This window comes from Planktotalea sp. (genome assembly GCF_018607965.1).
Classification (GTDB): Bacteria; Pseudomonadota; Alphaproteobacteria; order Rhodobacterales; family Rhodobacteraceae; genus Planktotalea.
In genome coordinates, this window is the sequence record NZ_JABBAM010000095.1 from 24,760 (window position 1) to 49,038 (window position 24,279).

General features: G+C 52.3%; 25 protein-coding genes and 1 pseudogene. 9 read left to right on the forward strand and 17 right to left on the reverse strand.

Annotated elements, in window-relative coordinates; translation table 11 throughout:
- From QZ279_RS08965 to QZ279_RS08980, 4 genes and pseudogenes are all read right to left on the reverse strand, one after another.
- A pseudogene (locus tag QZ279_RS08965) lies at positions 1 to 706 on the reverse strand (LuxR family transcriptional regulator); the annotation flags it as partial.
- Entirely contained in the window at positions 636 to 851 is a 216-nt protein-coding gene (locus QZ279_RS08970) for a hypothetical protein (RefSeq protein ID WP_293450136.1), read from the reverse strand. The gene QZ279_RS08970 and the pseudogene QZ279_RS08965, both read right to left, overlap by 71 nt.
- A gap of 216 nt (positions 852 to 1,067) precedes the next feature.
- Positions 1,068 to 2,351, reverse strand: a complete 1,284-nt coding sequence (ccrA, locus tag QZ279_RS08975) for a crotonyl-CoA carboxylase/reductase (protein ID WP_293450025.1) — start codon at positions 2,349 to 2,351, stop codon at positions 1,068 to 1,070.
- 149 nt (positions 2,352 to 2,500) lie between these two features.
- Entirely contained in the window at positions 2,501 to 3,856 is a 1,356-nt protein-coding gene (locus QZ279_RS08980) for a 1-acyl-sn-glycerol-3-phosphate acyltransferase (RefSeq protein WP_293450026.1), read from the reverse strand.
- A 241-nt stretch (positions 3,857 to 4,097) separates the two neighbouring features.
- On the opposite strand from QZ279_RS08980, the gene QZ279_RS08985 reads away from it, so the two are divergent.
- From QZ279_RS08985 to deoD, 3 genes are read left to right on the forward strand one after another with little or no spacing between them, the layout of a single operon-like run.
- Positions 4,098 to 6,077, forward strand: a complete 1,980-nt coding sequence (locus tag QZ279_RS08985; RefSeq protein ID WP_293450027.1) for a protein meaA — start codon at positions 4,098 to 4,100, stop codon at positions 6,075 to 6,077.
- A gap of 36 nt (positions 6,078 to 6,113) precedes the next feature.
- Positions 6,114 to 6,560 carry a GNAT family N-acetyltransferase gene (locus QZ279_RS08990; protein WP_293450028.1) on the forward strand — a complete coding sequence of 149 codons (447 nt, stop codon included), beginning with the start codon at positions 6,114 to 6,116 and terminating at the stop codon, positions 6,558 to 6,560.
- Between the two features lie 9 nt (positions 6,561 to 6,569).
- The gene (deoD, locus tag QZ279_RS08995) at positions 6,570 to 7,274 is read left to right on the forward strand and encodes a purine-nucleoside phosphorylase (protein WP_293450029.1); all 705 of its coding nucleotides are present in this window, start codon (positions 6,570 to 6,572) and stop codon (positions 7,272 to 7,274) included.
- A gap of 9 nt (positions 7,275 to 7,283) precedes the next feature.
- On the opposite strand, the gene QZ279_RS09000 is transcribed toward deoD, so the two are convergent.
- The 12 genes from QZ279_RS09000 to QZ279_RS09055 all read right to left on the reverse strand — a co-directional run bounded on the left by QZ279_RS09000 (position 7,284) and on the right by QZ279_RS09055 (position 15,552).
- Positions 7,284 to 8,129, reverse strand: coding sequence for a DUF1989 domain-containing protein (locus QZ279_RS09000; protein WP_293450128.1), 846 nt, complete (start codon positions 8,127 to 8,129; stop codon positions 7,284 to 7,286).
- Positions 8,130 to 8,230: 101 nt separating this feature from the next.
- Positions 8,231 to 9,010 carry a succinate dehydrogenase iron-sulfur subunit gene (locus tag QZ279_RS09005; RefSeq protein ID WP_293450030.1) on the reverse strand — a complete coding sequence of 260 codons (780 nt, stop codon included), beginning with the start codon at positions 9,008 to 9,010 and terminating at the stop codon, positions 8,231 to 8,233.
- Positions 9,011 to 9,022: 12 nt separating this feature from the next.
- Entirely contained in the window at positions 9,023 to 9,340 is a 318-nt protein-coding gene (locus tag QZ279_RS09010; protein ID WP_293450032.1) for a succinate dehydrogenase, read from the reverse strand.
- A complete protein-coding gene (gene sdhA / locus QZ279_RS09015) occupies positions 9,340 to 11,145 on the reverse strand; it encodes a succinate dehydrogenase flavoprotein subunit (RefSeq protein ID WP_293450034.1) in 1,806 nt (601 codons plus the stop codon). The genes QZ279_RS09010 and sdhA overlap by 1 nt, the downstream gene beginning before the upstream one ends.
- Positions 11,146 to 11,161: 16 nt before the next feature.
- Positions 11,162 to 11,533, reverse strand: coding sequence for a succinate dehydrogenase, hydrophobic membrane anchor protein (sdhD, locus tag QZ279_RS09020; RefSeq protein WP_293450036.1), 372 nt, complete (start codon positions 11,531 to 11,533; stop codon positions 11,162 to 11,164).
- A 12-nt stretch (positions 11,534 to 11,545) separates the two neighbouring features.
- A complete protein-coding gene (sdhC, locus tag QZ279_RS09025) occupies positions 11,546 to 11,929 on the reverse strand; it encodes a succinate dehydrogenase, cytochrome b556 subunit (protein ID WP_293450038.1) in 384 nt (127 codons plus the stop codon).
- Positions 11,930 to 12,210: 281 nt separating this feature from the next.
- Entirely contained in the window at positions 12,211 to 12,351 is a 141-nt protein-coding gene (locus QZ279_RS09030; RefSeq protein ID WP_293450040.1) for a DUF4344 domain-containing metallopeptidase, read from the reverse strand.
- Positions 12,352 to 12,412: 61 nt separating this feature from the next.
- A complete protein-coding gene (locus QZ279_RS09035) occupies positions 12,413 to 12,856 on the reverse strand; it encodes a DUF4344 domain-containing metallopeptidase (RefSeq protein WP_293450042.1) in 444 nt (147 codons plus the stop codon).
- Between the two features lie 45 nt (positions 12,857 to 12,901).
- Positions 12,902 to 13,933: a MaoC family dehydratase gene (locus QZ279_RS09040; protein ID WP_293450045.1), complete on the reverse strand. Its 1,032-nt coding sequence runs from the start codon at positions 13,931 to 13,933 to the stop codon at positions 12,902 to 12,904.
- The gene (locus QZ279_RS09045; RefSeq protein WP_293450047.1) at positions 13,933 to 14,139 is read right to left on the reverse strand and encodes a DUF1737 domain-containing protein; all 207 of its coding nucleotides are present in this window, start codon (positions 14,137 to 14,139) and stop codon (positions 13,933 to 13,935) included. The genes QZ279_RS09040 and QZ279_RS09045 overlap by 1 nt, the downstream gene beginning before the upstream one ends.
- 3 nt (positions 14,140 to 14,142) lie before the next feature.
- A complete protein-coding gene (locus tag QZ279_RS09050) occupies positions 14,143 to 14,688 on the reverse strand; it encodes an NnrU family protein (RefSeq protein WP_293450049.1) in 546 nt (181 codons plus the stop codon).
- 6 nt (positions 14,689 to 14,694) lie between these two features.
- Positions 14,695 to 15,552, reverse strand: coding sequence for a CoA ester lyase (locus QZ279_RS09055; protein ID WP_293450130.1), 858 nt, complete (start codon positions 15,550 to 15,552; stop codon positions 14,695 to 14,697).
- A 302-nt stretch (positions 15,553 to 15,854) separates the two neighbouring features.
- Here QZ279_RS09055 and QZ279_RS09060 point away from each other — a divergent pair, with 302 nt between their 5' ends.
- Entirely contained in the window at positions 15,855 to 16,172 is a 318-nt protein-coding gene (locus QZ279_RS09060) for a hypothetical protein (RefSeq protein WP_293450051.1), read from the forward strand.
- 22 nt (positions 16,173 to 16,194) lie between these two features.
- Here QZ279_RS09060 and QZ279_RS09065 read toward each other — a convergent pair whose 3' ends face one another.
- The gene (locus QZ279_RS09065) at positions 16,195 to 16,944 is read right to left on the reverse strand and encodes a sulfite exporter TauE/SafE family protein (RefSeq protein WP_293450132.1); all 750 of its coding nucleotides are present in this window, start codon (positions 16,942 to 16,944) and stop codon (positions 16,195 to 16,197) included.
- Between the two features lie 162 nt (positions 16,945 to 17,106).
- Between QZ279_RS09065 and mdh the strand changes: the two genes are divergently transcribed.
- The 5 genes from mdh to QZ279_RS09085 all read left to right on the forward strand — a co-directional run bounded on the left by mdh (position 17,107) and on the right by QZ279_RS09085 (position 24,277).
- A complete protein-coding gene (gene mdh, locus QZ279_RS09070; protein WP_293450053.1) occupies positions 17,107 to 18,069 on the forward strand; it encodes a malate dehydrogenase in 963 nt (320 codons plus the stop codon).
- Between the two features lie 235 nt (positions 18,070 to 18,304).
- Entirely contained in the window at positions 18,305 to 19,501 is a 1,197-nt protein-coding gene (gene sucC / locus QZ279_RS09075; protein ID WP_293450055.1) for an ADP-forming succinate--CoA ligase subunit beta, read from the forward strand.
- Between the two features lie 344 nt (positions 19,502 to 19,845).
- On the forward strand, positions 19,846 to 20,727 hold the full coding sequence (gene sucD, locus QZ279_RS09080) for a succinate--CoA ligase subunit alpha (RefSeq protein ID WP_293450057.1): 882 nt from the start codon (positions 19,846 to 19,848) through the stop codon (positions 20,725 to 20,727).
- Positions 20,728 to 20,843: 116 nt separating this feature from the next.
- Complete coding sequence (locus tag QZ279_RS15740; protein ID WP_366513922.1) at positions 20,844 to 21,320, forward strand: DUF805 domain-containing protein; 477 nt, start codon at positions 20,844 to 20,846, stop codon at positions 21,318 to 21,320.
- Positions 21,317 to 24,277 (forward strand): 2-oxoglutarate dehydrogenase E1 component, encoded by a 2,961-nt coding sequence (locus QZ279_RS09085; RefSeq protein ID WP_293450059.1) that lies wholly within the window; start codon positions 21,317 to 21,319, stop codon positions 24,275 to 24,277. Before QZ279_RS15740 ends, QZ279_RS09085 begins: the two co-directional genes overlap by 4 nt.
- Positions 24,278 to 24,279: the final 2 nt, after the last annotated feature.

The following is a 24,279-nucleotide window of genomic DNA, read 5'->3' on the forward strand; positions in this document are numbered from 1 at the left end:
CTCATTGCGCGCGCGACGGCGTGGGTTGTGTTAATCGCACCAAGCTTGAAACGCGCGGACTCGATATAGACCCGAAGCGTATGTTCCGAGATAGACATCGTGTCCGCTGCTTGCGCACGGTTCAGGCCCATCGCAAGGAAGGTCATCGCATCGGTCTCACGCGGGGACAAATTACGCGATGCTTCGGGCACTCTGTCAGGTTCGAATTCCAGCGCTTTTTGGTTAAAGAAATGCGCAAGCAAAATAAGCTGCCTACGGTTTGTTTGGTAAAGCCCTGCCATTCAACATCACTACAATTGTGCGACGCTGTGAACAACGCGTATTGTCCGTTCGGTCCTCGGATCGGAATTGAAAAACCTTGATTTCCAACCCCGTATTCAATTGCTTCGCGTTGAAAGTTCCGCGCTGCTTTTGATGACCAATCGAGCCGCTTCCAATCCACTGGATGAAACCGCTGATAACACCCTAGGATCACAGGATCGATGCGCAGGTATTCCTGATCAACGTATCGGGTCACCCAATCTGGCGAATAGGTGCCGCAGCCATACTGATCACCCTTAATGTTCACCCAATGGTAAACCATGTGATCAATTTGATATGTATCACGCAGACCGATTATAACGGCCTGCAGGTCTTCAAGCCCTGAAGCGCGTTCCAATGCTGCCAAGCTGCGGTCCACGTCCGCGATGTACAGTTTCTGAGCCAACGACAGGCCTTTCCATTAATGCGTCAAGTTCTGCGGTTGCAACGCGGTGGGTGCTATCAAGTTCGCCTGCAAGTTGAGTCAGGCCATTAAGTGAAGCAAACGTTTTCAAATCCGTTAGAACGCCGAGTATCCAAGTATTATTCATTATTACTCTCGCCTGTAGTAGTTAAAGAAACCTTAACACAACCATAACATGAGTTTGTTAATTTTTGGTATTCGCGAAAAACAACTCCCCAGAAATAGCGAGGTAGGGTTTCGCAACCCATTGTTGTTGTTTTACTCGCGTTCTCGAACGCATAGCGCCCACGATCACATGAGCGATTCGCGGGCGCATTGTTTCCAAATCGGAAACATGTGGGATTTAAGTCGCGTTCAGGACATCTTCAAAAGTGCGCAGACCCGTCTTTGGGGCCTGTACAAGCACAGACATATTGCCCGGCTTGTGTTCGTTACGCAGCATTTTCATATGGGCGGCTGGCAGATCATCCCATTCAAAAACCTCAGACATGCATGGGTCAAGACGGCGTTCTAACATTAACTGATTTGCAGCCGAAGCCTGCTTGAGGTGCGCAAAGTGGCTACCTTGCAAACGTTTTTGGTGCATCCACATATAGCGCACGTCGAACGTCAGATTAAAGCCGGTCGTACCCGCACAAATTACAACCATACCGCCCTTTTTAACCACGAATGTAGACACAGGGAACGTCGCTTCGCCGGGATGTTCAAACACCATATCGACGTTGTTGCCCTTGCCTGTGATGTCCCAGATCGCCTTGCCAAACTTGCGCGCTTCTTTGAACCAATCGGCGTATTCGGGCGTGTTCACTGTGGGCAGTTGTCCCCAGCAATTGAAGTCTTTGCGATTCAAAACACCCTTCGCGCCAAGGCCTATGACGAAATCACGCTTGGATTCATCAGAAATAACACCAATCGCATTGGCACCAGCCGTGTTGATCAACTGGATCGCGTAAGATCCAAGACCACCAGATGCGCCCCAAACAAGGACGTTTTGACCCGGCTTCAAATCATGTGGTTCATGGCCGAACAACATACGGTACGCAGTTGCGAGGGTTAGTGTATAACACGCTGACTCTTCCCAAGTTAGATGCTTGGGGCGGTGCATAAGCTGTTGGGCTTGTACGTTCGTGAACTGGGCAAATGATCCATCTGGCGTCTCATAGCCCCAGATACGTTGGCTTGGCGAATACATCGGATCACCGCCATTGCACTCTTCATCGTCGCCATCGTCTTGGTTGCAGTGGATCACAACTTCGTCGCCAATCTTCCAGCGTTTGACCTTGTCACCGACAGCCCAAACAATGCCCGACGCATCAGAACCAGCAATGTGATAGGCTTGCTTGTGCCCATCAAATGGTGAAATTGGCTGGCCAAGTGACGCCCAGACACCATTGTAGTTAACGCCTGCGGCCATAACCAAAACCAGTACTTCGTGACTATCCAAAACAGGCACGTCGAGCACTTCTTTTTGCATCGCTGTATCAGGGTCACCGTGGCGTTCGTGGCGGATCGCCCATGCGTACATTTTCTTGGGAACATAGCCGAGAGGAGGCATTTCGCCCATCTCGTACAGGTCTTTCTCAGGCGCGTCATACGCCACAATTCCGGTTTCGATATCCAGAGCCATATCACCCTCCTGCCAATGTATTTGCCGCAACGCAGAATCATTGCTTTCAAGAAGTGGTAGAGATCGACGCGCAACAATGCAACACATGAAAGTCTTTTTGGGTAATTTTATAACCCAGCAATCGCAGCAATTGATGCTGCGCCTGCATCCTATTTTGCGAGGTGCTCAATCGTGTTCGCATAATAGCGAAGAGCAAAGCGCTGTGCGTCGTCCACGACAACCTTGTCACCCTCAACGCGCAGGATACGGCGCTCACAAAGATGTTTCAGCGCAATCTCTGAAGCATATTCAATGTTATCGCGCGGCATGTGAACATAAGCGTCTTTCATCCGATCTAGCTGGGCTTGCATCAATCCAGGTAAGTCCGCGTGCACAACGCTTTCGCGTTCTTTCATCACGGACGCCAAAAGCGGCACAGGCACAACAGGCACCACATCCGCAATCCGTTGCATCAACTCTTCGCCCAAATGTTCCGCATCTGCATTTCCGTATTCCTGCGCATGTGCCCGCAAGGAAACGGGCGATCCAAAACTAACAGCCGCATAGCCAAAGCGATGAAAGCGCCCGATGACACGCAGCCAAAGTTGCTTAAAGAAGAACCCTGCGACAACACTTATACGCGCGCGAAACCTGCGGGTTCCGGCAGCATCTGCTGCCATTAGTATGCGATCCTCAAGAACACGGTCATAGTTCAAAGCGACGGGCACAAACAAAACATCGCGCCCACCTTCTTCATAGCCGTCCGTCAGATATTTAAGCAGACCCAGCTTTGGCGGCGCAATCTTACCGTCCAACGATAGCCCCCCCTCAGGGAACATCGCCTGCGTCACACCCGCTTGTGTCGCCAGATAAACATAGCGCGCCAGAACGCGGCGATAGAGATCACCGCGCGATTTACGGCGAATAAAATACGCACCCATCGCCTTGATCAAACGGCTTAGCGGCCAAACCCGCGCCCATTCCCCAACCGCATAAGCCAGCGCGGATCGCTCTGCCGCAAGATATGTGACCAAAACGTAGTCCATGTTCGAGCGATGGTTCATTACAAAAACAACAGTCGCATCTTTGTCCAACGCACTAAGCCCAGCATCGTCATGATACCCTAAGCGCACAAGATACAGCGCATTGCTAAGACCGCGCGCAATTCGAATGGCGATGCCGAAATACGCGGTCGCACTGAACGACGGCACGATCTCGCGCGAATATTTGCGGGCCTGTTCAAACGCGACGTTCTCGGGAACGCTATTACGTTTTGCATGATCCGCAATCGCCTGGCTGACTTCGGGATCATAGATCAAGCGTTGGATCATGTCATAGCGCCGCGCCAACTTGAACGGTTCAATCGGACGTTCAAGCCGCTCGTTTACACGTTTTACGACGCGCTCCATACGGCGGCGAAAGAACCAGCGCACAGAGGGAAACAGAAAATGGGATGCAAAGGTAACCACTGCAAAAAGCAGGATCAGCGAGAATAGCCAAATGGGAAGTTCCACGGTTTGCATCATCAAAGGACCCTTGCAGCATGGCCGCCTAGGGTAAATACGTTTCTTCACAACGGTGCGCGCATTCCCCAGAGTTGGTGGTGGAATACATCACTTCTATTTTGCTACCGAATGCGCGCCCTAAAGTTACGCTGCGGGCGCATCCCCGAGAATGCCGCAACGCGGCGAAATAATGGTTGCGTAAAGTTCCGCTCGCACGTATCAAAACGTAATATTATTACCCAAACGATTCACGAGGCGCCCTATGTCCGATATCAAAGCAGCCATCACAAAAGACCGCCCTTGGTTGATCCGTACATATGCTGGCCATTCAACTGCCAAAGCCTCAAACGCCTTGTATCGTGGCAATCTGGCCAAGGGTCAGACGGGTCTATCGGTCGCCTTCGATTTACCAACCCAAACAGGCTACGATAGTGATCACGTGCTTGCGCGCGGTGAAGTCGGCAAAGTCGGTGTTCCTGTCTGCCACTTGGGCGATATGCGCACGTTGTTCGACGAAATCCCGCTTGGGGACATGAACACCTCCATGACGATCAACGCGACCGCCCCTTGGCTGCTTGCGCTTTATGTGGCCGCAGCTGAAGAACAGGACGCGGATGTGTCCAAGCTACAAGGTACGGTTCAAAACGATCTGATCAAGGAATATTTGTCGCGCGGCACCTATATTTGCCCCCCTGCTCCAAGCCTCAAGATGATTGCGGACGTGGCTGAGTATTGCTACACCAATATCCCCAAATGGAACCCGATGAACGTGTGTTCCTACCACTTGCAAGAGGCAGGCGCGACGCCCGAACAAGAGCTGGCGTTTGCTTTGGCAACCGCGACAGCCGTTCTTGATGAACTGCGCCCACGCGTACCCGCTGAGGACTTTCCCATCCTCGTTGGTCGTATTTCTTTCTTCGTGAACGCAGGCATCCGTTTTGTGACCGAGATGTGCAAGATGCGCGCCTTCGTGGATCTATGGGACGAAATTTGTCGCGATCGCTACGCTGTAGAGGACCCAAAGATGCGTCGCTTTCGATACGGTGTGCAGGTGAATTCACTCGGCCTGACCGAACAGCAACCTGAAAATAACGTCTACCGTATCCTGATCGAAATGCTGGCCGTCACACTCTCCAAAAACGCCCGCGCCCGCGCCGTGCAATTGCCTGCGTGGAACGAAGCGCTTGGCCTGCCGCGTCCTTGGGATCAGCAGTGGTCCATGCGCATGCAACAAATCCTAGCCTATGAAACCGACCTGCTGGAATTCGACGATCTATTTGATCAAAACCCAGCCGTAGATCGCAAAGTGGAAGAGCTGAAATCAGGCGCGCGTGCAGAGCTTGCCAACCTCGATTCAATGGGCGGCGCGATTTACACAATCGACTACATGAAGTCCCGCCTTGTGGATAGCAATGCAGATCGCCTGAACAAGATCGAACGCAATGAGACCATCGTTGTCGGCGTGAACAAGTGGCAGCAGGGCGAGCAATCGCCTTTGCAAACCGAAGACGGCGGTATCATGGTCGTTGATCCAGCAGTTGAGGGCGAACAGATTAACCGTCTTGAGGAATGGCGTTCAAACCGTGACCAAGCTGCAGTGAACTGCGCCCTTGCAGCTTTGCGCGAAGCGTCTTCCAAAGGTGAGAACGTCATGCCTGCCTCCATCGCCGCCGCAAAAGCAGGCGTGACGACAGGCGAATGGGCCGCTGAAATGCGTGCTGTTCATGGCGAATATCGCGGCCCAACCGGTGTTTCCGCCTCTGTTTCCAACAAGTCAGAAGGTCTTGATGACATTCGTGAAGCTGTAAATGTTGTCAGCGACAAGCTGGGCCGTCGCCTTAAGTTCCTTGTCGGCAAACCTGGTCTTGACGGTCACTCGAACGGGTCCGAACAGATTGCGTTTCGCGCGCGCGATTGTGGAATGGACATCGAATACGATGGCATCCGCCTCACGCCTGAAGAACTCGTTACCTCTGCGGTCGAGACAAAGGCGCATGTTGTTGGGCTGTCTATCCTCTCTGGAAGTCATATCCCATTGGTCGAAGACCTGATGAAACGCATGCGCGATGCTGGCCTTGGCAACACGCCGGTTATCGTTGGCGGCATTATCCCCGATGACGACGCAGAACGCTTGCTCGCGATGGGTGTGGCACGCGTCTATACGCCAAAGGATTTCGAACTCAACGCGATCATGAAAGATATCGTTATGCTGGCTGATCCAAGCCCACTTGCGGCTGAGTGATTGACCCTATCGTGCGGCAGTCCTACCGTTGCACTAATGAAAAATGACATCATCATCCGCCCCTTGGTCCAGAGCGACGAAGCCGACTGGCGCCGCCTTTGGACCGCGTACTTAGAGTACTACGAAAGCTCCGTTACCGAAGCGGTTTACGTGACCACTTTCGAACGCCTCATCGACGCAGACAACACCAAACAATGCGCAGCTTTGGCCGTACAAGGCGATACACCTATCGGCCTTGTTCATTGGATTTATCACCCGCACAACTGGAAGATTGAGGACGTGATCTACCTGCAAGATCTCTACACCGACCCAACCGTGCGCGGCACTGGTGTTGGGCGCACGTTGATCGAACATGTGTACGATGTGGCGGATCAGAGCGAAACGTCCACCGTCTATTGGATGACACAAGAATTCAACACAACCGCGCGTCTGCTCTACGATCGCATCGCCGCGAAAACCGTCTTTGTGCAGTACAAACGTTAGGAAATCCCCATGACCATTCACATCGGTGCCAAGCCAGATCAAATCGCTGAAACTGTTCTTATGCCTGGCGATCCCTACCGCGCCAAATGGGCCGCCGAAACCTTTCTGGAGGGCGCGGAACTCGTGAACGAAGTGCGCGGCATGCTTGGATTTACTGGCACTTGGAAAGGCAACCGCGTCACGATCCAAGGCAGCGGAATGGGCATGCCTTCCTTGTCGATTTACGCCAATGAACTACTGAAAGACTATAATGCTAAAACGCTGATCCGTATTGGGTCTTGCGGCGCGATGCAGAACCATGTGGGCATCCGTGACGTTATCATCGCAATGACAGCAACCACGCTGTCCACCCCGTCGCGCGGGTTTTTTAAAGAAGTGAACTATGCCCCCTGTGCCGATTGGAGTCTGCTACGCGCCACTGTCACCGCGGCCGAGGCCAAGGGCACGAAAACCCACGTAGGCGGCATTTATTCATCGGATGTGTTCTATGACGAACGCCCCGACCTGAACGAACAAATGGTGCGCCACGGAATTTTAGGCGTAGAAATGGAAGCCGCCGAACTCTACACGCTTGCAGCGCGCTATGATGCACGTGCTTTAGCGGTGCTAACAGTGTCTGATCATTTACTAACGGGCGACGCCTTGCCTGCGTCTGATCGCGAAAGCAGCTTTGGCGAAATGGTCGAAATCGCGCTTGAAGCTGCCTTCGCCTAACGCCGCATTTTATCTACCATGCGAGCCGTCATAGCCATTTGGTTGCGGCGGCTCCCAACCCTTTAGGCTGGCACTTTTGGGCTTAAACACTTCTACAAGTAACGGATGGCATTGTGCTTCGTCGCTTGAGTGGATCGTACTGCAATCTCCACCGGGACAGGCGCTAAGCGCACCCAAAAGATCAATTTCTGCGAAAAACTCTAGATAGTCGCCCTGCCGAACGGGGCTGGCTTTCATAAAATACTGACCCATATCGCGTGTAAAACCTGTACACATGAAAACGTTTAAAACGTCATGAATATATGGCTCTGCCTCTTGCAAGGAGACGTTCAAATGATCTGCAAGAGCGCGCGTAAGGTTCGAATGACAGCAATGGTGATACTGCGTGCTGGACAACAGATTACCAGTGTAGGGATCACAGCGCGTCCCAATCACATCGTGAACAGAACCACCGAAAGCATCGATGCCATACCAGCCAAGCGTGTCCGTAGTGATCGTTGCCATGGGGCGTAGAGTAGGAAAAGAACTCCACATAGAGTCACCCGTTGTGATATGGGTTCTATGCAGCGCACGCGTTTTGCCGGAATAAAACCGTTCTGTCAGATCGTGCGCGCTCCACAGATTAAGGTCGCCGACCTGAGACCCTTCAGGGCACGAAATGCGAAAGAAATGACCTACTGGAACCTTAAAACACCGAGCGTCCCGCGCTGGTACGAGCGTTTCACTGACTTTCATAGCGGTGGCTCGCGCATTTTCATAAAGAGGCAAATCGCGTTGCGGCAAGCCTTCGACAGGATAGCAAATCACAGGTTCAATAGCACGGCGTTCGTCGGCATCTGTTGGTCTAATGTGCATCGTCATTCTCGCTAGATTTCAAACAAAGCATACGGACAAAAAAGAGACCCCACCACAAAGCTGTGACGGAGTCTCGATTTTTCTAGAAAAATCACGCGCACTTAAACTGTGCGCTCAACCATCATCTTTTTGATTTCTGCAATTGCTTTGGCAGGGTTCAGACCTTTGGGACATGTCTTTGCGCAGTTCATAATCGTGTGGCAACGGTAGAGCTTAAAGGGATCTTCAAGCTCGTCCAAACGCTCGCCTGTCGCTTCATCGCGGCTATCGATGATCCAGCGATACGCATGTAGCAGCGCGGCTGGTCCGAGATAACGATCACCGTTCCACCAGTAAGATGGGCAAGACGTTGAACAGCATGCACACATGACGCACTCATACAGACCATCGAGCTTCTTTCGATCACCGATAGACTGCTTCCACTCTTTTGCAGGGCGGTTTGTCTTTGTCTCAAGCCATGGCATGATCGACGCGTGTTGTGCGTAGAAATGCGTCAGGTCAGGGATCAAATCCTTAACCACAGACAAGTGAGGCAGCGGGTAAATCTTCACGTCGCCTTTGACTTCATCCATGCCATAGATACACGCAAGCGTATTGATCCCATCAATGTTCATCGCGCAAGAACCACAGATGCCTTCGCGGCAAGAACGGCGGAACGTCAGCGTCGGATCAATCTCGTTCTTGATCTTGATCAAACCATCCAAAATCATCGGACCGCAATTGTCCATATCCACCCAATAGGTATCGATGCTGGGATTTTTACCGTCATCGGGATTCCAGCGATAGATCTGAAACTTGCGCAAGTTGTTCGCGCCTTCAGGCTTTGGCCAAGTTTTGCCAGTCGTCATGCGGGAATTCTTGGGGAGGGTCAGTTGTACCATCGTCTCACTCCTTTACGTAAACAGGCCAAGGCCGTTTTTTGAAATACATTGCACCTTTTCGGGACGCGATGCGATTGCGGTGACGGTTTCAACAGTGCTTGGTGTGACGCCTGTTGCGCCCGCCTTTGCAATATCAAAAATCTCAAACCGGGACGCATTGTCGATCACGCAGTCGGTGATCGGCGACGCATTTACACCTGGAAATTTCTGCGCTACCACACCGTTCACGACACCTTTTGCCGTATTGCGCGCAACAGTGTCCGCAGCATCATTCGCTTGAACACATGCGCCTAACGCAAAAACCGTCGCAATTGATAAAACCAGAAGCATTAGAACGTCCGCTCTTTTGGTGCGATTTTCTTCAAACTAATGCCGCCCTCAGCTTCGGTCGTCAACGGATCGGTCACAACGGGACGATGGGACAATTCAACCTTGTTGCCGTCAACGCGGCTGATCGTGTGTACACGCCAGTTTTCGTCGTCACGCGTTGCGTAATCTTCGTGGGCATGTGCGCCGCGAGACTCCTTACGCGCCTCAGCACCAACGATTGTTGCCAAAGCGTTTGGCATCAGGTTCGTCAATTCCAGCGTTTCCATCAGATCAGAGTTCCACACAAGACTGCGATCTGTCACTTTCAGATCAGCAACTTTACCCGCAACATCCGTCATCTTTTCAACACCCTCTTTGAGGGTTTTGTCGGTGCGGAAAACAGCCGCGTCAGCTTGCATGGTTTTTTGCATTTCCAGACGCAATTCGGCGGTTGTCGTATCACCGCTTGCGTGGCGTAGACCATCGAAACGATCAAAGGCCGCATCAACAGAGGACTGGTTTAACGAACCATTCGCCGTTTCTGGATCAATAATCTTACCCGCGCGGATTGCAGCGGCACGGCCAAAGACCACAAGGTCGATCAAGGAATTTGAACCAAGGCGGTTCGCACCGTGAACTGAAGCACAGCCCGCTTCACCGACGGCCATCAGGCCCGGCACAACAGCGTTCGGGTCTTTTGCCGTCGGGTTTAACACTTCGCCAAAGTAGTTCGTCGGGATACCGCCCATGTTATAGTGCACAGTCGGCAGAACCGGAATCGGCTCTTTATTCAAGTTAACACCTGCGAAGATCTTGGCGGATTCGGAAATACCGGGAAGGCGTTCAGCAAGTGCTTCAGGTGGCAGATGTGACAAGTTCAGATGAATGTGATCACCGCCTGCGCCAACACCGCGACCTTCGCGGATCTCCATTGTCATACACCGCGACACGTAATCGCGCGGCGCAAGATCTTTGTAGTTGGGCGCGTAGCGCTCCATGAAACGCTCGCCCTCAGAGTTGGTCAGATAACCACCCTCCCCACGCGCGCCTTCTGTGATCAAGCAGCCGGAACCGTAGATACCAGTCGGGTGGAACTGAACAAACTCCATGTCCTGAAGCGCAAGCCCCTGACGCGCGACCATGCCGCCACCGTCGCCTGTGCATGTATGTGCAGACGTGGCCGAGAAATACGCGCGACCGTAGCCACCCGTCGCCAGAACGACCGTCTTGGCGTTGAAAATGTGCATCGTGCCGTCATCAAGTTTCCAGCAAACTACGCCTTGGCAGACGCCGTCATCGGACATGATTAAATCAATCGCGAAGTATTCAATATAGAATTCCGCGTTGTTCTTGAGAGACTGTCCATAAAGCGTATGCAGGATCGCGTGACCCGTGCGGTCTGCTGCAGCACATGTGCGCTGAACAGGTGGACCTTCGCCGAACTCTGTCGTGTGACCGCCGAAAGGACGTTGGTAAATCTTGCCCTCTTCAGTGCGCGAGAACGGCACGCCGTAATGCTCTAGCTCGTACACCGCTTTGGGGGCTTCGCGAGCAAGGTATTCCATCGCGTCTGTATCACCGAGCCAGTCAGAGCCCTTGACCGTATCATACATGTGCCATTGCCAGTTATCTGGACCCATGTTGGACAAAGATGCCGCAATGCCGCCCTGCGCCGCAACTGTGTGCGAACGGGTCGGGAAGACCTTGGTTATGCACGCTGTACGCAGGCCCTGTTCGGCCATACCGAGTGTTGCACGAAGACCAGCACCACCAGCGCCAACCACCACAACATCATAGTCGTGGGTTTCATATTCATAAGCTGCCATGGGGTCGCTCCGAAATTTATAGGGCCAGCTTAGCGATGGCAAAAATGCCAACCGCTGCTGCGCCGTAGCTGAGGCATGTTACAAGAATGATAAGAACTTTTTGCATCGTTCCATGCACGTAGTCTTCGATCAGCACTTGCGCGCCATCGTTGAAGTGTTTGAAGCCGACGAAGATCGTCAGGGCTGCCACAATCGCGGGGAAGGGTCGTGCGAAGTAGGCTATGACCTCCGCGTAAGTGGAGCCAAGGATACCTCCGAAGGTGAAGATAAACATCGGGACAAGGAAAAGCAGCGCAACAGAGCTGACTTTCATGGACCAGAAATGATGCGTTCCGCTTTTGGCGCTGCCCATTCCAGTTGCGCGTTTACGGTCGGTTAAATATGCCATTGATTGCGCTCCTTAAATGATGATGACAGTTATGATTGTCAGCAGGATTGACCCTCCGATAACCGCGTAACCCAGCTTGTAGGCTGTATCCAGATCAAGACCCATTGCATTGTCCCAAATCAGGTGACGCACTCCAGCCAGGGTGTGATACCACATGCCCCATAACGAGAAGAACAGCACCAGATCGCCAAACCAGCTGGTCATGAACCCGTTGGCGACAGCAAAATAGCTCTCGGAAGTTGCAGCGGCGAGAAACCACCAAACAATCAACAGCGCCGCAATCAACATGGCATTGCCAGTGATGCGCGTCAGAATCGATGTCATGGAAGTTAGCTGCGGGCGGTAAATCGTCAAATGCGGCGAGAGCGGGCGGTTGCCCCTGTTCACGTCGGCCATAAAGTCGTCCTTTCGAGTCTCTTAAGATCATTTTAGCGCAAAAAACTTTCGTGTCACCTAACGCCGCTGCGTTTAGGCGTGTCTTTTTGGCGCAATTCGTAATTTTATTGACCCATGTGATCACATGATTACGTGTAGTGATCACAAAAACCAAAACCAAGGCTATCCAACCTAGAATTCGCGATCCTTCAGAAATCCCATGGCTCTTAAAGGCAATAGCAGCAAAATAGGCAGATCAAAACTGCGTAACCTAATAGCTCTCACTTCAATGTGATCACAAATTATTTCAACCCTAATTCTTGCCCAATCGTATCAAGCCAACCCGTCATTTCTGTGCACATCGTTACGCTTTGGTCATCAAGATCGTAGAATGCGTTTGCTTCACCGCAAGCTGCGATGTTTACAACAATATCACGGGCCATTTAATCTCGCCGTTCAATGTGGCAATCTCTTCCTCGATAATTTGCATGGGCACATCGGTCCTCAAAACCAGCTGACCACGTAGCGTTGCATCACTCCCCATCTCATCAAGCACCGTGTTCCAACTGTCCGCAGCCAAAGCGTATTCATCTTCGCAACCATCAGCGTGCTCTTCTGGTAGGTCCAATTCTTGTGCGAACTCTTCCCGCCCATCCGGGTCTGCACCATAAAACAAGCTACTGTATTAAAATAGCGCTGCTCGTCTGGTCCGTGCGTATCCCAATATGCAGGATCATTCTGCGCCTCGGCCCAGAACAAGGCCGCACTATCATAAGCAATTTCTTCGGCTGCATCTGGTTCATAAAGCGCATCAATCATCAGGATCGAAAGCGTATCCGCCGCATCTTCTTCCTGACCGAAAATCGGAACCTGCATCTGGTGAATCACTGCGTGACCTAGTTCATGATAAAAGATCGTTAAAAGATTATTGTCAGTGACAATCAGCAAACGCTGGCGAAGGTAGCAACGCCAATGCTGTCACAAAAGCACGCATCATTTCGGCATCACCACCCAGTAATCGAGGTCCAACAGAACTTGGGGAACGTATTTGCCGTCGTCTCGTTTCAATTCAAATGCAGCGTCCCCTTTGTAGGCAACAAGGCGTAATCGCGTCGCTCCAATGCTGGGGTTTGAAGTGTCCGCTTTATCCAAAACTTCCGACCACGCACGCACTGTGTCACCGCTGAAACAAGGATTCGCATGTGCGCCTGCGTTCAGACCCACGATCATCTGAGCATTTGCCAATCCATTGAACGACAAAGCGCGCGCCATAGAAATCACATGACCTCCGTAGATCAGACGCTGCCCATCATCGCGGTGCATGGCGTCGAAATGCACTTTCGCCGTATTTTGCCAAAGCCGCGTCGCCAGCATGTGTTCGGCTTCTTCAATCGTGACACCGTCGACGTGATCAATCGTTTCACCAATCGCGTAGTCACCCCATCGATGCGGATCACCAGACAGTGCCGTGTCGTAATTCGAGAAATCCAAACCCTCTGGCAGCACCAGATCGGCCGCATCGATGGACTGCTTCAATTCTGGGACAACCGTTTCAGGCGCGGGCGCATTTTCATCGCGTTTGCGCACCATAACCCAGCGCACAAATTCCATCACCGTTTCGTTGTGCTGGTTCAAGCCAGATGTGCGCACATAGACAACGCCCGTTTTACCGCTCGAATTCTGCTTAAGGCCGATGACCTCGGAAACAGAACGCAATGTATCACCCTCGTAGACGGGCTTTAGCCATTTACCTTCGGCATATCCAAGGTTCGCAACCGCGTTTAGCGAAATATCAGGGACGGATTTTCCGAACACAACGTGAAACGCGGCCAAATCATCAATCGGGGACGCAGGCAGGCCACTCGCACGTGCGAATTCATCCGACGAGTACAGCGCGTGACGCGCAGGATAAAGCGCATGATACATCGCGCGTTCGCCGCCCGAGATCGTGCGCGGCACGGCGTGATGGATCACATCCCCAATGGTGTAGTCTTCGAAAAAGCGGCCTGCGTTGGTTTTGAGCATTATTGCACCCCTAATTTCATGTCCGGTGCGTACTCTGCATCTACATCCTTGGTCACGGACTGCCCGCAGCGCATGATCCCTTTCACCGGATCAAACGTTTGTGTGGGCGAGCCATATAGCGCCCAACCCTTTGCCAAGGCATCACTCACTTTGTGACAAAAGGCGGATGTGTCGTCTTCACTGAGAAAGCGGTAAATTTTGCTCATCGGTTATCCTCCGAAAGGCGAAACGCCGAGTGCAAAGTGAATAAGGGCAACAACGATAAAGCTGACCAAAGTGATCACGACCAACAGAATGTCTTTCTTGGCATCGCCCGGTGCAGGGCGCACCCATGCTTCGGCGCGATTGATCAGCGCTATGGACCCGACGGCCCAAGCGAACATGCCGCCAAACAAGATGATCGACGCCAGATCACCGTTCACCAACAAATGCGCGATGGTCCAGACCGCAACAGCCATCAACATGGGATGCCGCATCTTTCCGCGTAAACGTCCTGTTGTTGCGCTCATCCCAAACAGGAAGAAAGCACATAGCATCAGCAGATTATTTATATGCGTGAAATAAGAGGGTGGCGACCACACAGGAATGGAGTCCGCCCAGCGATACCCAAAGATCATCAGCAAAAGGCTGACCCCGATCGCGGCTGCGACCAAACCACGGCCCTTGTCCCCCAATGCCGCGCGACGCGCAGGCATGAGACGTTTGAAATAATGGGCAAATGTCCAAAGAAGAAGTCCGGCGATAAGAAGGATCATGGCTGTTTACTCCGCAGCAAGGGCGTCAATTGCCTTCGCTTTTGCCAGAGTTTCACGTGCGGTGGCAACGTGTAGGTTTTCAACGATGCGTCCATCGACCACTGCAACGCCCTGTCCACCTGCTTCAGCCTCTTCAAAAGCAGCGATTTGGCGCTGTGCCAGATCAATCTCTTCAGCGCTCGGCGCGAAGGCGGTGTTGGTCACATCGACCTGTGCAGGATGGATCAAAGTTTTACCATCAAAGCCCATGTCGCGCCCTTGGTCGCACTCAACCTTTAGACCCTCATCATCCTTGAACGCGTTATAAACGCCGTCCACAATAACCAACCCTTCGGCCTTAGCCGCCAACAGACACAGCCCCAGTGAGGCCTGCATCGGCAAACGGTCCGCGCGAAAGCGGCTTTGCAGCTCTTTAGCTAGATCATTTGTGCCCATGACCATGCCTTCCAGCTTAGGATGTGCCGCAATTTGCACCGCGTTTAACATTCCACGCGGGTTTTCCATCATCGCCCAGATCGGTAGATCACCGGTGATCGCAGCCAATGCATCCAGATCAGCGGAGCTTGCAACCTTGGGCAACAGAACTGCATCTGCATCCATCGCGCAAACCGCTTTGGCGTCATCCACACCCCACTGCGTATCAAGCGCGTTGATGCGCACGATCTTATAGCGCATGCCATATCCACCCGCCGCAAGCGCGTCTTTCAACGTGTCGCGCGCGCTGACTTTTTCTTCCAGCGAAACTGCGTCCTCCAGATCAAAGATGATCGCATCGACAGGCAGACTACGGGCCTTGTCCAACGCGCGTGGCTTGGAACCGGGGATATAAAGAACCGAACGATAGGGGCGTTGGCGCATGTCCATGAACTCTTCCTCGCAATAAAGTTGCGTACAGGTGGTCATTTATTTGCATTTCGTTCAAGCACTAAATGCCGCAATGCAGCAAATTTAGTTAAATGCTGCCAACTCTAAAGGAACGTACGCTCGGTTAACCGCTTATATACGGCTCAGCGTGCACTGTGGTCCCATCGGATACTTTGGGTAAACCGACCGGCGCAACGCCGATCATGGGACCGCAGCATCGTCCGACCAATTGAACCCTAAGGCGCATCAGCCAGTGAAGTCTGGTTGGCCCACATCGCGCCCTGATATTGAAGGAAGACGCTATGAAACAGCGAATGATGATTGGTGCACTCGGTTTTGGCATTCTGGCTTTGGCGGCCTCTACAGGTTTTGCCCAAAGCGCCCCCAACTGCGCACCGCGTGAAGCAGTTGTTGAACGCCTAGCAGAAAAATACGGCGAAGCGCGCCAGTCTATCGGTCTTGGTGCCAATAACTCCGTTGTCGAAGTTTTTTCGTCCAACGAAACAGGTACATGGACGATAACAGTCACCGTTGCGAGTGGTACAAACTGCCTTGTCGCGTCCGGTCAGAACTTTGAAACATTGGCAGAAGCGTTGCCCGCCAAAGGCAACGATGCTTAAGGCGGACCTACTTTGACGCCATTCACGTGATGGCGTCAAAGATCAATTTGGATCCAGTAAAGATCAACAAAACATAGGTCAGAATGAAAAACGCACGTTCTGGCACCATGTAATGTGCCTTAACGCCGATCCACGCGCCAATCAGCGCGAAGGGTGCAAGATACACGCCCACCATTAGCGTTTGCGCCGTAAAAATCCCCAGATAACTATACCCAACAGCTTTGAGCAGGTTCACAATCGTAAACACCAGAAGCGTGTTTGCATGATACTCAGTTTTGCTCATTTTCAACGACAGCATATACATTGCAGCCGGTGGCCCACCTGCATGGCTCACAAAACTGGTAAATCCAGCGACGCATCCCGCCAAAAGCCCTGCCACGACAGGCAATCTGGATTTCGCAACGGGCAAAACACCCAGCGCACGTGCGCCTTGCCACATCACAAACAGCAAAGCCATCGCGCCAATTAGAAAGCGGATAACGTCATCGTTGGTGATCTTGTAGATCACGACCCCCAAGATCACACCCGGCACAGATCCTACCATCAAAAGCCGCGCAGTAGGCCACTGCCACTTGCGCCAATATGGCTTGAGCGTGGTCAAATCGATCAAGATCAGCAGTGGCAACATTATCCCCAACGCCTGGCCCGGCGCCAGAACCAGCGCAAGAATCGACGCGGACGCAAAAGACGCACCAGAGCCAAATCCGCCTTTAGAGATGCCTGCAAAGACCGTAGCAAAGGCTGCAAGAGCAAAAAGTGGTAAATCGAAAATCACACAGCCCTGCTCTCAAAAATCCAATTAAGATACGGCTTTACCGCGATCCCTGCACGTTTGCCAGTTGTGCAGTTGTTAACGCTGCAGCGCAGCACCCTTGCGCCACGACGCAAACCGCACTAGCCATGCGCCAGATTTAATAGGACCGGAGAGAGATCCATGGCGAGACCCAAAATAGCACTTATCGGTGCTGGACAAATCGGTGGCACACTTGCGCACCTCGCTGCACTTAAAGAATTGGGCGACATCGTCCTTTTTGATATTTCCGAAGGAACGCCTGAAGGCAAAGCTCTCGATCTCGCGGAATCTGGCCCAGCCGAAGGGTTTGACGCAAACCTATCCGGCACACAGTCTTACGAAGACATCGCAGGCGCAGACGTTTGCATCGTAACCGCCGGCGTTCCACGCAAGCCAGGCATGAGCCGCGATGACCTGCTGGGTATCAACCTTAAAGTTATGAAATCCGTTGGCGAAGGCATCCGTGACCACGCGCCAAACGCATTCGTAATCTGCATCACCAACCCGCTTGATGCGATGGTTTGGGCACTGCGCGAATTTTCCGGCCTACCACATGAGATGGTTTGCGGCATGGCGGGTGTTCTTGATAGCGCACGTTTCCGCCACTTCTTGTCCGTGGAATTCAACGTTTCCATGCGCGACGTCACGGCCTTCGTTCTAGGCGGTCACGGCGACACGATGGTCCCACTTGAGCGCTATTCAACAGTTGCGGGCATTCCTTTGCCTGATCTGGTCAATATGGGTTGGACAACACAAGACAAACTCGACGCGATCATCCAACGCACACGCGATGGCGGCGCAGAGATAGTTGGCCTGTTGAAAACAGGTTCCGCATTCTACGCACCAGCGACATCCGCAATCGAGATGGCAGAGGCCTTCTTGAAGGACCAAAAGCGCGTTCTGCCATGTGCAGCATATGTTGATGGTGCGTACGGCCTTGATGGATTTTACGTTGGCGTTCCAACGGTGATCGGTGCTGGCGGTATCGAAAAAATCGTCAACATCAACATGAACAAAGACGAGCAAGCGATGTTCGACAAATCTGTTGATGCAGTCAAAGGCTTGGTCGAAGCGTGTAAAGGCATCGACAGTTCACTCACTTAAGACACCCAAATATCTTAAGAATAAGCCTCAGAGCTCCGCTCTGGGGCTTTTTTTATGCGCTAAGCGAGTCGTTTTTTGAAAGATAAGCGCTCACCTCATAAGATTTGTGATCACACGTAAAACTCATGTGATCACAAATGTCGGAATTATTACCTTTACGTCACTTTATCGTTTAATTCATCCGTAATATTCACACTAAGAGGGAAGTAATCGAAGCAAGACGGGACAGTTTCTTATGAACATCCACGAATATCAGGCAAAAGCACTGCTCAAAAGTTACGGTGCGCCTGTTTCAGACGGTCGTGCCGTACTGAAAGCAGAAGACGCCAAAACAGCCGCTGGTGAAATGGACGGACCACTTTGGGTCGTCAAAGCACAGATCCACGCAGGTGGTCGCGGCAAGGGGTCTTTCAAAGAAGCCGACGCTGGCGAAAAGGGCGGAGTCCGCTTGGCATTCTCCGCGACTGAAGCTGCTGAAGAAGCCAAAAAAATGCTTGGCCGCACATTGGTCACCCACCAGACTGGTCCGGCAGGTAAGCAAGTCAACCGCATCTACATCGAAGACGGTTCCGACATCGAGGCAGAGCTGTACCTCGCGCTTCTCGTGGATCGCCAAACATCACGCATTTCGTTCGTGTGCTCCACAGAAGGTGGCATGGATATCGAAGAGGTCGCAGCATCGACCCCAGAGAAAATCATCAGCTTTTCAGTAGATCCCGCGACTGGCTACCAAGCCTTTCATGGCCGCCGCATCGCTTTTGAACTCGGCCTTAAGGGCGCGCAGGTCAAGCAATGTGTTAAACTGATGGGCCAACTCTACCAAGCCTTCGTTGAAAAAGACATGGAACAGCTAGAGATCAACCCGTTGATCGTTCTGGAGGGCTCGGGCGATCTGAAAGTTCTCGACGCCAAAGTCGGTTTCGACGGCAATGCCCTTTATCGTCATGCGGACATCGTTGCGCTGCGTGATGAAACAGAAGAAGACAGCAAAGAGCTTGAGGCATCCAAACACGACCTTAACTACATCGCTCTAGACGGTGAAATTGGCTGCATGGTCAATGGTGCGGGTCTTGCGATGGCAACAATGGACATCATCAAACTCTACGGTGCTGAGCCGGCTAACTTCCTTGACGTAGGCGGTGGTGCCACCAAAGAGAAAGTGACTGAAGCTTTCAAAATTATTACGTCTGACCCACAGGTCAAAGGCATCCTGGTAAACATCTTCGGCGGCATCATGCGCTGCGATGTGATTGCCGAGGGCGTTGTTGCTGCGGTGAAAGAGGTAGGTCTGAAAGTTCCACTTGTCGTTCGCCTTGAAGGCACGAACGTGGAAGAAGGCAAAGCAATCATCAATAATTCAGACGTTGATGTGATTGCAGCCGATGATCTTAAAGATGGTGCACAAAAAATTGTTAAAGCGGTAAAAGGATGAAGAACATGAAAAATGTAGTGATTGCTCTTGGTTTGGTTGTTTTGGTCTCAGCATGCGGCGGCCGTTCCGGAGGCGGTTTTGGTGGCGGCTCAGGTGTTGGTGTCGACTTGGCAACCAACACCGATCTATCCGCCAAACAAAATGGCCCTCAATACACAAGACCCCTACGGTCGAGGCACAGCGCTCGCACCTAAATAACGCATTAGGCGCAAATGAAAATTTGTGTCGGAGCAAGCCCACTATCCGCTTTGGTTTTAAGGTTCCCGAACCAATGGAACTGCTGAACTAATTTGCGCAGGCATCGCGCCTGCGTCCCATAAAAATACATCTTAGGAGAACGCCAAATGGCAGTCCTCGTAGACGAAAATACAAAAGTAATTTGTCAGGGCCTCACAGGCTCGCAAGGCACATTCCACTCAGAGCAAGCGATTGCCTACGGCACAAAAATGGTTGGGGGCGTCACGCCTGGCAAAGGTGGCATGACCCACATCGACCTGCCTGTTTTCAACTCGGTTCACGAAGCCAAGCACGTGACAGAGGCAAATGCCTCCGTAATTTACGTGCCGCCCCCCTTCGCAGCAGACTCCATTCTTGAGGCAATTGATGCCGAGATGGAGCTGATCATCTGTATTACAGAAGGCATTCCAGTTCTCGACATGATGCGCGTTCAACGCGCGCTTGAGGGCAGCAAAAGCCGTCTTATCGGACCAAACTGCCCGGGCGTGATCACACCCGACGCGTGCAAAATCGGCATTATGCCCGGTCACATCCACAAGCGCGGCACATGTGGTGTGGTCTCCCGTTCTGGCACGCTCACATATGAAGCGGTCAAGCAGACAACGGATCTTGGTCTAGGCCAATCCACAGCGGTCGGTATTGGCGGTGACCCGATCAAGGGCACAGAGCATATCGACGTTTTGGAAATGTTCTTGGCAGACCCTGAGACACAGTCAATCATCATGATCGGCGAAATCGGTGGTTCTGCCGAAGAAGAAGCGGCACAGTTCCTTGCAGATGAGAAAAAGAAAGGCCGTTGGAAGCCAACAGCTGGTTTCATCGCAGGCCGCACAGCCCCTCCCGGCCGCCGCATGGGCCACGCTGGCGCGATTGTTGCTGGTGGCAAAGGTGGTGCTGAGGACAAGATCAACGCAATGCGCGAAGCCGGTATTGTGGTGGCAGATAGCCCCGCAACACTTGGCGAAGCTGTTATTGAAGCGATCGGTTAAGTGAAGCTGCCCCTCTCCATATCGCATTGGGCCGTGCCCATGGTCAGCAAGGTGCCATGCATCTTCCGATGGGGAGGGGCGGGTGCTTTCTGCGTACATCAGAGTGGAATTTCTTAATGTCTTCACTCCAATCAATCGCAACGAGCTTGCGCAAAAGCTTCACGTTTTCTGGCCGCGCTACGCGAAAGGAATTTTGGACTTTTTTTGTGTTCCACTTTGTTGCACTGATTATTGTATTCTGGGCAATCGTTTTGAATGCAACAGGAAGCGATACTGTCGTTGCTCTAACCCTTTTGTGCGCTTTTATGGTCCTGATAATGCCTTTCGTGTCCGTTGGCTGGCGGCGCTACCATGATATTGGTAGAGCAGGTTGGCCAAGCATCCTACCCTATCTCCTCTGGACATGTGGCATTCTATTTTCATTCATAGAGCGCGAATTTTTTTCATCTGGCCAGTTAGGCGGCATTGTCAGCGCTATGATGGCCTATTCAAGTTTTATGGTCGCAGGCATCGCCGTGCTTGTACCACTATTCCGCCCCTCCCAGCCCAGCTCAAACCAATACGGTCCTAATCCTCACAAGGTGTCTTTATGAACGACCAAAGCCCAAACGACGTGTTCCACGCCTCCTCTTTCATGCAAGGCCATAACGCCGAGTATTTAGAGCAGCTTTATGCGCAATACGCCAACGACCCGAATGCGGTTGATGCAGCGTGGCAGGAGTTCTTTTCCCAGCTTGGCGACGCAGATATGGACGTAAAAGCAGAGGCCGCTGGCCCCTCTTGGGCACGCAATGATTGGCCGCCAGTTCCGAATGATGAGTTGACTGCCGCGCTTGATGGCCAATGGGCGGAGCAGGTCGAGACCAAAGCTGCTGGCAACAAGATCAAATCCAAAGCCGCCGCCGCAGGTGTCGAAGTCAGTGACGAGGCGATCAAACGTGCCGTGCTCGACTCTATCCGCGCGCTCATGATTATTCGTGCCTACCGCATCCGTGGCCACTTGGCCGCTGATCTTGACCCCCTTGGCATGCGCGAAGCGTCCAAGCATCCGGAACTCGATGCAAAATCCTACGGCTTTACCGACGCCGACATGGATCGACCGATCTTCATCGACAACGTGCTAGGTCTACAAATTGCGTCGATGCGCCAAATCTTGGACATTGTGAAACGCACGTATTGTGGCACATTCGCCCTGCAATACATGCACATTTCTAATCCAGAAGAAGCCGCATGGCTTAAAGAACGCATCGAAGGCTTGGGGAAAGAAATCCAGTTTTCCCGTGAGGGCCGCAAAGCAATCCTGAACAAGATGGTCGAAGCCGAAGGTTTTGAGAAATTCTTGCACGTCAAATACATGGGCACCAAACGCTTCGGCCTAGATGGCGGCGAAAGCCTGATCCCTGCGATGGAGCAAGTCATCAAACGTGGCGGTGCCCTTGGCGTGCAAGATATCGTGATCGGCATGCCCCATCGTGGTCGTCTTTCGGTGCTTGCCAACGTGATGAGCAAACCCTACCGCGCGATCTTCAACGAATTTCAAGGCGGCAGTTTCAAACCTGAAGATGTCGATGGGTCCGGCGATGTGAAATATCACCTTGGTGCCAGCTCTGATCGTGAGTTTGACAATAACTCGGTCCACTTGTCGCTAACCGCGAACCCGTCGCATCTTGAGGCAGTTAACCCAGTTGTGATCGGCAAAGTGCGCGCCAAGCAGGACCAACTGAACGACATCGATCGTACCAAAGTCATGCCAATCTTGCTGCACGGCGACGCTGCCTTTGCGGGCCAAGGCGTTGTTGCTGAATGTTTCGCGCTGTCTGGTCTGCGGGGTCACAAAACCGGTGGAACGATGCATATCGTTGTGAACAACCAGATCGGCTTTACGACCGCACCACATTTCTCGCGGTCCTCGCCCTATCCCACTGACAACGCGCTTGTCGTTGAATCGCCAATCTTCCATGTGAACGGAGATGATCCAGAAGCTGTTGTTCACGCTGCAAAAGTTGCGACCGAATTCCGCCAGAGGTTCCACAAAGACGTGGTAATTGATCTTATTTGCTACCGCCGCTTTGGTCACAACGAGGGCGATGAGCCCATGTTCACAAACCCGGTCATGTACAAAAAGATCAAGACTCACAAAACCACACTTAGCCTCTATACTGAGCGTCTCGTTAAAGACGGCCTGATCCCAGAAGGCGAGATCGAGGACATGAAAGCTGCGTTCCAAGCGCATCTCAATAATGAATTTGAAGCAGGCAAAGACTACAAACCCAACAAGGCCGACTGGCTGGACGGTAAGTGGTCGCATTTGGATCGCAACAAAGACGATTACCAACGTGGCGACACTGCAATTGCATCTGAAACACTGGCCGACGTCGGCAAAGCGCTCACAACCGTACCTGACGGTTTCCCAATTCATAAAACGGTTAACCGTATTCTGGATGCCAAGAAGAAGATGCTCGAAACTGGTGAAGGTTTTGATTGGGCAACGGGCGAAGCACTGGCGTTTGGGTCTTTGCTGACAGAAAATCTTGCGGTTCGTTTGTCTGGACAGGACAGCACGCGCGGCACGTTCTCGCATCGTCACTCCGGCATCATCAACCAAGATACGGAAGAACGCTACTACCCGCTTAACAATATCCGTGCAGGTCAGGCCAATTACGAGGTCATCGATTCAATGCTGTCCGAGTACGCGGTGCTTGGGTTTGAGTACGGGTATTCCATGGCTGAACCAAACGCATTGACCCTTTGGGAAGCGCAATTCGGCGATTTTGCCAACGGCGCACAGATCATGTTTGACCAATTCATCAGCTCTGGTGAAAGCAAATGGTTGCGCATGTCAGGTCTTGTCGTGCTCTTGCCGCATGGCTTTGAGGGCCAAGGCCCAGAGCATTCTTCTGCCCGTCTTGAGCGTTTCTTACAGATGTGTGGTCAGGACAACTGGATCGTCGCAAACTGTACAACACCAGCCAACTATTTCCACATCCTGCGCCGCCAGTTGCATCGTAATTTCCGCAAGCCACTTGTTCTGATGACGCCCAAATCTTTGTTGCGTCACAAAATGGCCGTCAGCAAAGCTGAGGAATTCACGACGGGATCTAGCTTCCACCGCGTTCTTTGGGACGACGCACAGTACGGTAATTCAGACACGAAATTGGTTGCGGACAACAAAATCAAACGCGTCGTGATGTGTTCGGGCAAGGTCTACTACGATCTGCTGGAAGAACGCGATGCGCGTGGCATCAATGACATCTACATTTTGCGTTACGAGCAGTTCTACCCGTTCCCCGCCAATTCATCTGTGAACGAGCTGAAACGCTTCAAGAACGCGGAAATGGTCTGGTGTCAGGAAGAACCCAAAAACCAGGGTGCTTGGACCTTTATGGAGCCAAACATTGAATGGGCTCTCGGCAAAATTGAAGCGAAACATCAGCGCCCCGTTTACGTGGGTCGCACCGCATCGGCGTCACCTGCAACAGGTCTCGCCAGCATCCACAAAGCACAACAATCAGCGCTCGTTAACGACGCACTGACACTGGAAGGGAAGTAACC